Genomic DNA, 13,143 nt, shown 5'->3' on the forward strand with positions numbered 1-13,143 from the left:
GCAGGGCATGAACACAGAAGCAGAGCCCCTCTTCGTGCAGATCGCCAGCTTCGTCGCCGACCTCATCGTCGACGGCACATTGCAGCCCGGCGAGCAAGCACCGTCGACGAATCAGCTCGCCCAGTTTCACGAAATCAATCCCGCGACGGCGCGCAAGGGCCTTGCATTGCTTGTCGACGACCACGTGCTGGAAAAGCGTCGCGGCCTGGGCATGTTCGTCACCGACGGGGCCCGCGACCAGATCCTGGCGAAGCGTCGCGAGGATTTCGCCGGCGACTACATCGCCCCGCTCATCGACGAAGCCCTGCACCTGGGCTACACCCGCTCCGACCTCCACGACCTAATCGACCGCGTCGCAGAAAGCAGAGGCATGTACCAATGACCATCCACACCCGCGACCTGACCCGCAGCTTCGGTTCCAAGGACGTGCTCACCGGCGTCGACCTGGATCTGGGCCCCGGCATCCACGGCCTGCTCGGCCGCAACGGCGTGGGAAAATCTACGCTGCTGCGCATCCTCTCCGGTCAACTCAAACCCACCTCCGGCACCGTCGAGGTGTTCGGCGTGCGCCCCTTCGACAACGCCTTCGTCATGGACAACACGTGCCTGACCGGCGTTGATACCGCCTACCCGGGCACGTGGTCCGGCGCGGACGTGATCAAGGGTGCGCGGTTGCGCTACCGCACCTGGGACCAGCAGCTTGCCGACGCGCTGACCGCCGACTTCGCCATGGACCAGGCACTGGAAACCCGTTACGAGAAACTTTCCCGCGGCCAACGGGCCATGGTCGCCATCGTCATCGGCTTGGCATCCGGCACCGATCTTCTGCTCCTGGACGAGCCCTACGTCGGCCTGGACACCCACAACACCGAGGTGTTCTACCGCCACCTGCTGGACCAGGCGGACACCGGCCGCACCATCGTCATGGCCACCCATCACATCGAAGACGCCGCGAAGGTGCTGGATACGGCAGTGATTCTGGGGCGTGAGGGGGCCGTCGCAAAGCAATGTGCCCCTGAAGTCGCCGACGCCTTCGCGGTTGTGGGAGGGGAGCTTTTGCCTATCGACGCCGCGCCGCGCCACGCCCGCCCCGCCCGCTTCGACGACCTCATCGAGCACTACCTGGAGGTGTACTGATGAACACGACCTTGCCCGGATTCTTTCGCCACCAGTTCGTCGCGCCCTCGCTGTACAGGTTGCTGTGGATGGTGCCGCTGGCGGCGATGTTCGCGCTCGGCGCGACGATTACGGACCACCCGCTTACTGCGGTGATGACGCCTGCATTTGTGACCTTGTTTGTCATCGGCGCGCTCTCAATGGAAAAGACGGCGTACGCGGCCTACGGCATGCCGCGGGGTCGACGGCTACGACTGGCCGCGATGTCGGTGGTGCCGGCGGTGGTGATTGGCGCGGCCGTCGCGTTGCTGCTGCGGCCTGATTGGTTTGGAGTTGTGGGCGCCTTGGGGGCTGTGGCGATGGGCCTGCTCATGGGGCAGCGCTACGTCACCGGCGAGGTGCCCGAAGCGAGTGAGCGTGTTCGGCCGCGCTTAGGCTCGCGCGGCTTCCTTGTGGAGCTGGTGTGGACACCTCAGCTGCTCTGGGCATTCGGTATCGCGGCGGCGCATTGCGTGACGCTGTACCTGGCAAGCTTCATTGGTTCGGAGCCGCTCAGAGTGTGGATTGGGGCTTTGCCGCTGCTGGTTTGGTACGGCATGTATTGCATGCACGGCTCGGCAATCGCCGGAACAGACGTGGGCGCCAGCTACGGGGTGCCACGTCGGCGCTGGCTTGGAGTATCGCTCGCGGCAACAGTTGTCTCAGTGCTGCTTTATATGGTCGTTGTTGGTGTTGTCTCGAGTTTGAGCTGGGCCGCGGTGGTGGTCGGGGCGGCGGGTGCGTTCGCCTGCGCGGTGCTGGGATCGGTCTTGAAAGCCCGGCGCAGCGAAATGGGGCTGTATCCAACGATATTCCTATTTATCCCCATCTCGCGAGCCGTTGAAGTGGAAAGCTTCACGGACAGTGAGACCGTTTACGTCCTTGTCGTCGCCGGAGCGCTGTTGTTGGTTGGTGTAGTGATGCAGGTGGCGTATTTGGGTGGCTATATGAACCCCAAACAAGCGCTTAAGAACAGGTAGAAAACAGTCTGTGCGCTGCGGGTTTGTGTTGTGTGTGGGGTGTGTGTAACTTATATCGAGTCAGCGAGACCGACAACGCCCCGCTGGAAAGTGAGATTCTTTCCGGTTTGTGTGGCGGGCAGGAAAACAATCGCTGGCAGATTCCAAAGTCACTTGAGGCTGGTCCACTGTTGTGTGGGTTGGTTTGGGTGTGCTGGTGTTGTTTGAGAACTCGATAGTGTGCCAATGTACTTTTGTTGCGTGGGTGTGTTTGCCTGCCTCGTTTTGTGCACTGTGTGGTGTGCGCCCTGTTGTGGGTGTGTGCCGGTGGTGGCGTGGTTGAATTCCAATGATGGATCGCGTCATCTGTTTGGTTCAGTGTGCGTGGGGTGTGGTTGAACATGTTTCACGTATTTTTGGCCGACCCCTGTGTTTTCGACCCCGTCGGGTTGGGGGTTGGTTGTTGAACCTTTGTAATTTTTGGATTTTTGCCAGTCACTTGATGCCCTGGTTTTGGGTGTTGGGTGTTTGGTTTGTTTTTGGTTGGGTTTGGGCTTTTCACGGCCTGTTTCTTTCTGAAACTTTTTGTGGAGAGTTTGATCCTGGCTCAGGATGAACGCTGGCGGCGTGCTTAACACATGCAAGTCGAACGGAAAGGCTCCTGCTTGCAGGGGTACTCGAGTGGCGAACGGGTGAGTAACACGTGGGTGATCTGCCCTGCACTTCGGGATAAGCCTGGGAAACTGGGTCTAATACCGGATAGGACGATGGTTTGGATGCCATTGTGGAAAGTTTTTCGGTGTGGGATGAGCTCGCGGCCTATCAGCTTGTTGGTGGGGTAATGGCCTACCAAGGCGTCGACGGGTAGCCGGCCTGAGAGGGTGTACGGCCACATTGGGACTGAGATACGGCCCAGACTCCTACGGGAGGCAGCAGTGGGGAATATTGCACAATGGGCGCAAGCCTGATGCAGCGACGCCGCGTGGGGGATGACGGCCTTCGGGTTGTAAACTCCTTTCGCTAGGGACGAAGCGCAAGTGACGGTACCTGGAGAAGAAGCACCGGCTAACTACGTGCCAGCAGCCGCGGTAATACGTAGGGTGCGAGCGTTGTCCGGAATTACTGGGCGTAAAGAGCTCGTAGGTGGTTTGTCGCGTCGTTTGTGTAAGCCCGCAGCTTAACTGCGGGACTGCAGGCGATACGGGCATAACTTGAGTGCTGTAGGGGAGACTGGAATTCCTGGTGTAGCGGTGGAATGCGCAGATATCAGGAGGAACACCGATGGCGAAGGCAGGTCTCTGGGCAGTAACTGACGCTGAGGAGCGAAAGCATGGGTAGCGAACAGGATTAGATACCCTGGTAGTCCATGCCGTAAACGGTGGGCGCTAGGTGTGAGTCCCTTCCACGGGGTTCGTGCCGTAGCTAACGCATTAAGCGCCCCGCCTGGGGAGTACGGCCGCAAGGCTAAAACTCAAAGGAATTGACGGGGGCCCGCACAAGCGGCGGAGCATGTGGATTAATTCGATGCAACGCGAAGAACCTTACCTGGGCTTGACATACACCAGATCGCCGTAGAGATACGGTTTCCCTTTGTGGTTGGTGTACAGGTGGTGCATGGTTGTCGTCAGCTCGTGTCGTGAGATGTTGGGTTAAGTCCCGCAACGAGCGCAACCCTTGTCTTATGTTGCCAGCACGTTATGGTGGGGACTCGTGAGAGACTGCCGGGGTTAACTCGGAGGAAGGTGGGGATGACGTCAAATCATCATGCCCCTTATGTCCAGGGCTTCACACATGCTACAATGGTCGGTACAACGCGTCTGCAAGCCTGTGAGGGTGAGCTAATCGCTGTAAAGCCGGTCGTAGTTCGGATTGGGGTCTGCAACTCGACCCCATGAAGTCGGAGTCGCTAGTAATCGCAGATCAGCAACGCTGCGGTGAATACGTTCCCGGGCCTTGTACACACCGCCCGTCACGTCATGAAAGTTGGTAACACCCGAAGCCAGTGGCCTGTCATGGGAGCTGTCGAAGGTGGGATCGGCGATTGGGACGAAGTCGTAACAAGGTAGCCGTACCGGAAGGTGCGGCTGGATCACCTCCTTTCTAAGGAGCTTTTATTATTCGCCCGCAGTTGTGGGCCAAGTGTGTGTGGTTGAGTCGCCGAGTGTGCGACTGCCACGGAAGTATTTTTGCCGGGTGGAGACACACCTTCAAGGTCATGGTGGCATCGTCTGGATGGTGGTGCGGCTGGCCTGTGAAGGGGTTGTGCGCCGCGTGGTGCCTGGTGGGTGGATGCATCCGGTTTGCGTGACAAAAGATTATGCGTTGGTGCACTGTTGGGTGTCTGGGGCAGCACAAGGTTGTTCCTGTTGGGCCCTTGCGTGGATCGGCCACTGTGTTGTGGTTGGTTGTGTGTGGGGGTTGTGTTGTGTGAGAACTGTATAGTGGACGCGAGTATCTTTCTTTTTTGTGTTTTGGTGTTTGTACCTTGATTGTTTGTGTGTCCGTGTGTTTTGTTACGGGCGTATGGTGGATGCCTTGGCATGCTGAGCCGATGAAGGACGTGTGAGGCTGCGTTATGCCTCGGGGAGTTGCCAACAAAGCGTTGATCCGAGGATGTCCGAATGGGGAAACCCAGCACCAGTTGTGTGGTGTTACCCGCAGGTGAATACATAGTCTGTGTGGGGGTTGACGCGGGGAAGTGAAACATCTCAGTACCCGTAGGAGAAGAAAACAATTGTGATTCCGTGTGTAGTGGCGAGCGATAGCGGATGAGGCTAAACCGTGTGCGTGTGATACCTGGCAGGGGTTGCGTGTGCGGTGTTGTGGGGCGCAAATGGTGCAGGCTGTCAACTGCACGCGCAATGTGCACATATCAGCGGAAGCATCTGGGATGGTGCGCCGGAGTAGGTGAAAAGTCCTGTACGTGAAGGTGTGTGTGGTTGTGTGGTTTGTGTTTTCCCCGAGTAGCAGCGGGCTCGTGGAATCTGCTGTGAATCTGCCGGGACCACCCGGTAAGCCTAAATACTCAGTGTGACCGATAGTGGATTAAGTACCGTGAGGGAATGGTGAAAAGTACCCCGGGAGGGGAGTGAAAGAGTTCCTGAAACCATGCGCTTACAATCCGTCAGAGCACTTTTTTGTGTGTGATGGCGTGCCTTTTGAAGAATGAGCCTGCGAGTCAGCGGCATGTCGCGAGGTTAACCCGTTATGTGGGGTAGTCGTAGCGAAAGCGAATCCGAATAGGGTGTTTGTAGTGGCATGTCCTGGACCCGAAGCGGGGTGATCTACCCATGGCCAGTGTGAAGCAGCTGTAAGAGGTTGTGGAGGCGCGAACCCACTTAGGTTGAAAACTGAGGGGATGAGCTGTGGGTAGGGGTGAAAGGCCAATCAAACTCCGTGATAGCTGGTTCTCCCCGAAATGCATTTAGGTGCAGCGTGATGTGAGCTTGCCGGAGGTAGAGCTACTGGTTGGTTGAGCGGGACTATCATCTTAGCGACGTCAGCCAAACTCCGAATACCGGTTTATAGTGGTGCATTGCAGTGAGACTGTGGGGGATAAGCTTCATAGTCGAGAGGGAAACAGCCCAGATCGCCGGTTAAGGCCCCTAAGGGTGTGCTAAGTGGAAAAGGATGTGGGATCGCGAAGACAGCCAGGAGGTTGGCTTAGAAGCAGCCATCCTTGAAAGAGTGCGTAATAGCTCACTGGTCGAGTGGTTCCGCGCCGACAATGTAGTGGGGCTCAAGCACACCGCCGAAGCCGCGGCAAACATTTTTGTTTGGGTAGGGGAGCGTCGTGTGTGGGGTGAAGCCGTACCGGAAGGAGCGGTGGACTGCATGCGAGTGAGAATGCAGGCATGAGTAACGAATGGCAAGTGAGAATCTTGCCCGCCGGATGACTAAGGGTTCCTGGGTCAAGTTCGTCTTCCCAGGGTGAGTCGGGTCCTAAGGCGAGGCCGACAGGCGTAGTCGATGGTTAACGGGTTGATATTCCCGTACCCGTATATGCGCGCCCAGTATCGAAGCGGTGATACTAACCACCCTGACCCGCTAGCCGTTGCCACTTTTCGAAGTGGTTGGTTGGTGGTGATGCGTGGGGCCTGATCCGTTGTAGGTCAGTGATGGGGTGACGCAGTGAGGTAGCCGAGCCGCTGATTGGATTGCGGTGCAAGCGTGTGGCACGACACCACGGTAAATCCTGGTGTTTTTTGTGTGAGGCGTGATGCGTAGCCCTTGCTTGGGTGATGTTGGTGATCCTGGACTGCCGAGAAAAGCCTCTAGCGATGTGCGTATACGGCCCGTACCCATAACCGACACAGGTGGTCAGGTAGAAAATACTGAGGCGAGCGGGTGAACTGTGGTTAAGGAACTCGGCAAAATGCCCCCGTAACTTCGGGAGAAGGGGGACCTGCACTAGTCAAGCACTTCACGTGCGGCAGCTGGTGTGGGTCGCAGAGAAGAGAGGGGAGCGACTGTTTATCAAAAACACAGGTCCGTGCGAAGACGGTTAAGTTGATGTATACGGACTGACGCCTGCCCGGTGCTGGAAGGTTAAGAGGACCTGTTAGGACGTCATGTCCGAAGCGGAGAATTTAAGCCCCAGTAAACGGCGGTGGTAACTATAACCATCCTAAGGTAGCGAAATTCCTTGTCGGGTAAGTTCCGACCTGCACGAATGGCGTAACGACTCCCCTGCTGTCTCAACCACAGGCCCGGTGAAATTGCAGTACGAGTAAAGATGCTCGTTTCGCGCGGCAGGACGAAAAGACCCCGGGACCTTCACTATAGCTTGGTATTGGCATTCGGTGCGGTTTGTGTAGGATAGGTGGGAGACTGTGAAGCATGCACGCTAGTGTGTGTGGAGTCGTTGTTGAAATACCACTCTGACCGTAGTGGATATCTAACCTTGGCCCATGATCTGGGTTGGGGACAGTGCCTGGTGGGTAGTTTAACTGGGGCGGTTGCCTCCCAAAATGTAACGGAGGCGCCCAAAGGTTCCCTCAGCCTGGTTGGCAATCAGGTGTCTAGAGTGTAAGTGCACAAGGGAGCTTGACTGCGAGACTGACTAGTCGAGCAGGGACGAAAGTCGGGACTAGTGATCCGGCACCTACTTGTGGATGTGGTGTCGCTCAACGGATAAAAGGTACCCCGGGGATAACAGGCTGATCTTCCCCAAGAGTCCATATCGACGGGATGGTTTGGCACCTCGATGTCGGCTCGTCGCATCCTGGGGCTGGAGTAGGTCCCAAGGGTTGGGCTGTTCGCCCATTAAAGCGGCACGCGAGCTGGGTTCAGAACGTCGTGAGACAGTTCGGTCTCTATCCGCCGCGCGCGTTGAAACTTGAAGAAGGCTGTCCCTAGTACGAGAGGACCGGGACGGACGTACCTCTAGTGTGCCAGTTGTTCCGCCAGGAGCACGGCTGGTTGGCTACGTACGGAAGGGATAACCGCTGAAAGCATCTAAGCGGGAAGCCTGTTTTAAGATGAGGTTTCATTTGAGGTTCCCAGAAGACGACTGGGTTGATAGGCCGGACCTGGAAGCACAGTAATGTGTGGAGGCGACCGGTACTAATACACCAATAAACACACGCATCGTCGCACACCAACCAAGGGTGTGAACACCGCGAAACAAACACAAGCAAGAGCAACATGCTCCGCGTCCACTGTGCAGTCACTGACACAACACACCAACACCACACACAGTGTTGGCCGACACAATTACATACTGCTGACATGATCAGCCGTACACGCCCCCACAGGTGTGTCGGTGGTTGATGGCGGCGGGGAAACGCCCGGTCCCATTCCGAACCCGGAAGCTAAGCCCGCCCGCGCCGATGGTACTGCCCCCGGGAGGGAGTGGGAGAGTAGGTTACCGCCGACCCAACAACTTCACACAACAAGCACCCGCCACACAACCATTTGTGTGGCGGGTGCCTTCTTTTGGTGTTGCATGTTTGCGGGGTTGCGCATTGCGGACAACACGACCGACACCAACAATTGGTGTGCACCCACAAGCACCCGGTGTCGTGCGGACTTACGCATTGCGGACAACCCCGCCCGCACCCATCATTGGCGGGAACCCACGAATTTCCGTACCCGAGCAAACTTCGCATTGCGGACACCAGCGACACCGCCAACAATGGGTGGACACCAACGGACCTGCCGTCCGGTAGGCGGGGTTTCGTAAAAGCTGACAACAGCGTTTTGCAACCTGGAGAAACACGGGGTGAAAACCGGCCGCTCGTCAACTTCTGCGAGACACCTCTTCCGGCGCCCTTGCGGACGCCGCATTGCGGACAACCACACCCGCACCCATCATTGGCACCAAACTCCGCATTGCGGACAACGGCGGTGCCGCCAACTATGGGTGCACTCCAACGAACTTGCTGTCCGGTAGATGGGGTTTCGCAAAAGCTGACAACACCGATTTGCGACCTGGGGAAACGGTCGCCGGATACCGGCCGGTCGTCAACTTCTACGAGACCACCCCCAGGCTGCCGGCGCCATTGCGGACTCCGCATTGCGGACAACCCCGCACACACCCATCATTGGCCCGCACCCACGAATTGTACGAATCGACGAAACAACCCGCCTCCCCAGAATTCACCTGGGCAAACGTGGCAGCGCTGTCGATTCGTGCACAACCGGTACGCCGCACGTCGCCGCAGGGGCCCCTTAGCTGAGCAGCGGAGACCACCCCCCAGGCTGCCGGCGCCCCTGGGAAATCCGCCGTGCGGACTTCCGCATTGCGGACAACCACGGCCCCACCAACAATGGGTCGACACCCACCAACGCAAGTCAAAACTTCCGGCGCGGAGGAGTCGCAGCTACAGCACAGGCCAGTCGTCGCTGAGCTTGAAGTCCCGAACGCACCCGCTCAATGGGTCGGTGAACTCTAGGCCGGTGCACCTGAGCAGCATCGGTACGGCGAAGTCCTCGTCGTCGGCGGGCAACAGTGTGGGGTAGATGCGGTCGCCAAGAATTGGGGCGGCCTCCGCCATCATTTGCACGCGTAGCTGATGTGTGCGTCCGGTTTCTGGCTGCAAAACATACCGCCCTAGGGCGCCTGCAACCCCGTAGCGCTTCTGCAACGACGCCTCCAGGTCAGGGTCGAGGCGGGAAACGCTGTCAACCACTGTCGTGGCGTTGGGTTCTTCGCCGGGCACCAGCCTCGCTGCGGGTTCGCCGGACTGTTTGGTGAGGTGGTGGTGCCAGGGGGTGGCCGGAGGGACGTCGTGAAGCAATGCGATTGCTTGGTACTCCTTGCGTACCTCGCGGCGCGCGAAGAGCTCCTGGTAGGCGCCGCGGATGGCGCGGCGTTTGGTCAGGAGAAGGAGCCCTGAGGTGGCGCGGTCGAGGCGGTGCGCGGGCGTGAGCTCTTCGTTCCCGGTGGCGCGCCGCAGCCGCACGGTCGCGGTTTCGGTGATGTGGGAGCCGCGGGGCATTGTGGCGATGAATGGCGGTTTGTCCACGACGAGAAGGTCGTCGTCCTCGAACACTGTGGTGATCTGGTGGGGGACGGGCTTTTCGGGGGCCGGGCGGCGGTAGAAGAACACGTCGGTGCCCGGTTCCAGCAGGTCATCCGCTGCAATGGGGGACCCATCTCGCTTTACGACGAGACCTTCGGTGAACCTCGCCAGCACCCCATCCACGTTGTCCTCGGGGTGGCGGTGGCGTTGGGTGGACACCAGTTCCCAGATGAAGTCGGCGGCCGTGATGCCTGGGCCTTCTGGCACACGCGCGCGGGAGGCGCCGAGGCCGTCGCGGGGCGGCAGCGGCCCCGTCTTCTGAGTCTTCTTCCGTGCCATGCTGTGTAGTAGATTAGCCGCCATGGATTTTGGAGCATTGGTTGAACCGCTGGTGGCGTTCTTCTCGGACGGCATCGGCAAGACCATCATGGACGTTCTGAGCGTGATCTACCAGGTGCTGTTCCCCGCGAACGCGCCGGCGGCGACGCCGCAGGAACTGCCGCGCTAACCCCGCGGACGGCACTAGAATGGGGATATAACCAGCCGATCCTAGGAAAGGTTTGCACATGACCCAGGAAGATATCGTTGTTGTTGCCGTCGACGACAGCCCCGCCTCCGACAATGCGGTCCGGTGGGCCGCAAATACGGCGATGAAGCGCAACATCCCGCTGCGGCTCGCGGCGGCCTACTCCATGCCGCAGTTCCTGTACGCGGAGGGCATGGTGCCGCCACAAGAGGTCTTTGACGAGCTGCAGCGTGAGACCCTGCAGACCGTTGACCGCGCGCGCGAAATCGCGCTCGATGTTGCGCCGGACCTGCACATCGGCCACGCGGTCGCGGAGGGCTCTCCGATTGACATGCTGCTGGAGATGTCGAAGGAATGCACCATGGTGGTCATGGGCTCGCGCGGCCTGAGCGGCATTTCCGGCATGGTGCTCGGCTCCGTATCCGGCGCCGTCGTCTCGCACGCGTCCTGCCCGGTGGTGGTTGTTCGCGAAGACAACGCGGTGACTGAAGCGAACAAGTATGGCCCTGTCGTGGTCGGCGTGGACGGCTCTGAGGTGTCCCGCCGCGCCACCGAAGTTGCCTTCGAGGAGGCGGCCGCGCGCGGTGCTGAGCTGCACGCGGTGCACACCTGGGTTGACACTCAAATCCAGGGCCCGGGCGCAGGATATGCGGTCTCCGAGGACCACTGGAAGGCTGTGCAGGCGGAGAAAGAAGAGCTGCTTGGCAGCTACCTGAACGAGCTCGCGGAGCAGTACCCGGACGTGGTGGTGAAGAAGACCATCACGCGCGACCGCCCGGTCCGTGCGCTGGCCAGCGCCGCCGAAGGCGCGCAGCTGCTGGTCACCGGCTCCCACGGCCGGGGCGGCTTCAAGGGCATGCTGCTGGGCTCCACGTCGCGCGCGCTGCTGCAGGAAGCGCCGTGCCCGATGATGGTCGTGCGTACACAAGATTCGTAAGCGAATTGTTACGCAATTGCATGCGATGCGTTGCTCGCCCAAATCATAAGAGGCGCATAATGGCTCCCGTAATGATTAAAGCAATTAGAAGGGTTTGAAACACTATGGCACCTGCAATGGGTCTTATCGGTTGGATTGTTATCGGCGGCCTTGCTGGCTGGATCGGTTCCAAGATTCAGAACCGTGACGCACAGATGGGCATCGGCTTGAATATCGTGGTCGGCGTTATCGGCGGTCTGCTCGGCGGCTGGCTGCTGTCCGTGTTCGGCGTGGACGTCGCCGGCGGCGGGCTGTTCTTCAGCTTCCTCACCTGCTTGCTCGGCGCGGTGATTTTGCTGTGGATCATCAATTTGGTGACCAGCAAGCGTCGATAGGCACAAGCGCGAAATCCCTCGGGTGGAACCCGGGGGATTTTTTCGTGCCCGGTGGAATATACGTACCGGTTTGTCTATATTGATAGGCGACCAACCCAAGAAGGAGTATTCCTTGGCCACCACCAGCAAGAAGAAGCCAGCGCAACGCCGCCGCGACCGGCCGAGCCCGCGCCAAAGGCTGCTGGACGCTGCAACAAAACTGTTCACCGAAGAAGGCATCCGCGTCATCGGCATCGACCGGATTCTGCGCGAGGCGGACGTGGCGAAGGCCTCGCTGTATTCGCTGCTGGGCTCGAAGGACAACCTTGTCATCGCCTACCTGGAGCAGCTGGACGAGCAGTTCCGCGCCCGGTGGGGCGAGCGGGCCGCGAAGGCGCCGGACGCGGACGCGAAGATCCTCGCATTCTTCGACATGGCTATCGACGAAGAGCCGGACAAGGACTTCCGCGGTTCGCCCTTCCTCAACGCCGCGGGCGAATACCCGCGCCCCGAGGTGGAGTCGGAAGAGCGCATCATCGCGGCGTGCATGGCGCACCGCTCTTGGATGCACGAAACGATCACCGCGCTGTTGACGGAGAAGAACGGCTACGAGTCCTCCGCGCTGGCGGATGAGCTGCTGATCTTCCTCGACGGCGGGCTGTCCGGCGCGAGGATCCTGCACAGCGTCGAGCCGCTGCGCACCGCCCGCGCCCTGGCGGAGAACACGCTGGGCGCGCCGCCGCCGGATTACTCCATCTAGCGCGCCGGCGCTACGCTGAGCCGCATGACCACGGCCCACATGCACACGCAGCCGCGCCGCGTTACCGCTTCGCAGGTGATTGGCGAGTTGCTGCTCACGTTCGGCGTGTTACTGCTGTTGTTCGCGTTTTACGAGTCTTATTGGACAAACATCGCCTCGGCCAAAATGCAGGACGAGGTGCAGACCCGTCTGGAAGAGCAGTGGGTCAACCCCCGCCAGGCCAAGGCCACGGAGCTGGGCGACGCGTTCGCGCGCATGTACATCCCGGCGTTCGGCCAGGACTACCAGTTCGCCATCGTCGAGGGCGTCCAGGAGCACCAGCTGCTCACCGGCCCGGGCCGCTACCCGGGCACTCAGATGCCGGGCGAGGACGGCAACTTCGCCGTGGCCGGGCACCGCGTGGGCAAGGGCGCCCCGTTCAACGACTTAGGTGCGCTGAAGGCTTGCGACGCCATCGTGGTGGAAACGCAGACCGAGTGGGTGACCTACCGCGTGCTGCCGATGTCGCTAGACCCGGGGGAGCGCCGCAGGGAAGGCATCGATTGCCTGCCCGGCGAGCTCAACGAACGCATCGCGGCAGGCGACTACGCGCAGGTCAAAGGCCGCGAGATCACGCTGCCGGGTGACATTGAGGTGGTCAACCCCATCCCGGGCAACCGCTCGACGAAGGTGGAGCCGGGCATGGAGGGCCTGATCACGCTGACCACGTGCCATCCGCAGTTCTCCAACGCGGAGCGCATGATCATCCACGCGGTGCGCACGGAGGTGCAGCCGAAGGACCCGTCGGGCGCGCTGCCGCCCGCCATGAAAGCCAAGAAAGAGGTGCGATAGCGATGTATGCGGCACTGTGGCGCAAGCTTCCCGGCCCCGCTCCGGTGAAGTGGCTGCTCACCCTGATCATTCTGGTGGGCGTGTTTTTCCTGCTCATGGAGGTTGTTTACCCGTGGGTGTCGTCGATGATGCCCTACAACGACGTCGCGGTGTAAC

Annotated in this window: 10 protein-coding genes and 3 rRNA genes; 12 read left to right on the top strand and 1 reads right to left on the bottom strand. The window is 59.9% G+C overall.

Annotated features, from left to right (window positions below):
- The first annotated feature begins 7 nt into the window (after positions 1–7).
- From ACF3NP_RS10955 to rrf, 6 genes are all read left to right on the top strand, one after another.
- The gene (locus tag ACF3NP_RS10955) at positions 8–382 is read left to right on the top strand and encodes a GntR family transcriptional regulator (RefSeq protein WP_181889292.1); all 375 of its coding nucleotides are present in this window, start codon (positions 8–10) and stop codon (positions 380–382) included.
- Positions 379–1,137, top strand: a complete 759-nt coding sequence (locus ACF3NP_RS10960; protein WP_181889291.1) for an ATP-binding cassette domain-containing protein — start codon at positions 379–381, stop codon at positions 1,135–1,137. The genes ACF3NP_RS10955 and ACF3NP_RS10960 overlap by 4 nt, the downstream gene beginning before the upstream one ends.
- On the top strand, positions 1,137–2,135 hold the full coding sequence (locus ACF3NP_RS10965; RefSeq protein ID WP_181889290.1) for a hypothetical protein: 999 nt from the start codon (positions 1,137–1,139) through the stop codon (positions 2,133–2,135). Before ACF3NP_RS10960 ends, ACF3NP_RS10965 begins: the two co-directional genes overlap by 1 nt.
- 563 nt (positions 2,136–2,698) lie before the next feature.
- Positions 2,699–4,214 (top strand): 16S ribosomal RNA (locus tag ACF3NP_RS10970).
- 403 nt (positions 4,215–4,617) lie between these two features.
- Positions 4,618–7,704, top strand: a 23S ribosomal RNA gene (locus ACF3NP_RS10975).
- 170 nt (positions 7,705–7,874) lie between these two features.
- A 5S ribosomal RNA gene (rrf, locus tag ACF3NP_RS10980) occupies positions 7,875–7,992 on the top strand.
- Together the 16S, 23S and 5S rRNA genes form the textbook arrangement of a ribosomal RNA operon.
- Positions 7,993–8,938: 946 nt before the next feature.
- On the opposite strand, the gene ACF3NP_RS10985 is transcribed toward rrf, so the two are convergent.
- Positions 8,939–9,919 carry a pseudouridine synthase gene (locus ACF3NP_RS10985; protein WP_236883434.1) on the bottom strand — a complete coding sequence of 327 codons (981 nt, stop codon included), beginning with the start codon at positions 9,917–9,919 and terminating at the stop codon, positions 8,939–8,941.
- 22 nt (positions 9,920–9,941) lie between these two features.
- Between ACF3NP_RS10985 and ACF3NP_RS10990 the strand changes: the two genes are divergently transcribed.
- The 6 genes from ACF3NP_RS10990 (at position 9,942) to ACF3NP_RS11015 (ending at position 13,142) form a co-directional block, all read left to right on the top strand.
- A complete protein-coding gene (locus tag ACF3NP_RS10990; RefSeq protein WP_181889288.1) occupies positions 9,942–10,088 on the top strand; it encodes a hypothetical protein in 147 nt (48 codons plus the stop codon).
- Positions 10,089–10,146: 58 nt separating this feature from the next.
- Positions 10,147–11,043: a universal stress protein gene (locus ACF3NP_RS10995; RefSeq protein WP_181889287.1), complete on the top strand. Its 897-nt coding sequence runs from the start codon at positions 10,147–10,149 to the stop codon at positions 11,041–11,043.
- A 104-nt stretch (positions 11,044–11,147) separates the two neighbouring features.
- A complete protein-coding gene (locus ACF3NP_RS11000) occupies positions 11,148–11,417 on the top strand; it encodes a GlsB/YeaQ/YmgE family stress response membrane protein (RefSeq protein ID WP_181889286.1) in 270 nt (89 codons plus the stop codon).
- A 112-nt stretch (positions 11,418–11,529) separates the two neighbouring features.
- Entirely contained in the window at positions 11,530–12,156 is a 627-nt protein-coding gene (locus ACF3NP_RS11005; protein WP_070475886.1) for a TetR/AcrR family transcriptional regulator, read from the top strand.
- 24 nt (positions 12,157–12,180) lie between these two features.
- Positions 12,181–12,987, top strand: coding sequence for a class E sortase (locus ACF3NP_RS11010; RefSeq protein ID WP_181889285.1), 807 nt, complete (start codon positions 12,181–12,183; stop codon positions 12,985–12,987).
- Positions 12,988–12,989: 2 nt separating this feature from the next.
- Positions 12,990–13,142 (top strand): hypothetical protein, encoded by a 153-nt coding sequence (locus tag ACF3NP_RS11015; RefSeq protein WP_035000279.1) that lies wholly within the window; start codon positions 12,990–12,992, stop codon positions 13,140–13,142.
- The last annotated feature ends 1 nt before the right edge of the window (position 13,143 follow it).

This window comes from Corynebacterium lehmanniae (assembly GCF_043161975.1).
GTDB classification, from domain to species: Bacteria; Actinomycetota; Actinomycetes; order Mycobacteriales; family Mycobacteriaceae; genus Corynebacterium; species Corynebacterium lehmanniae.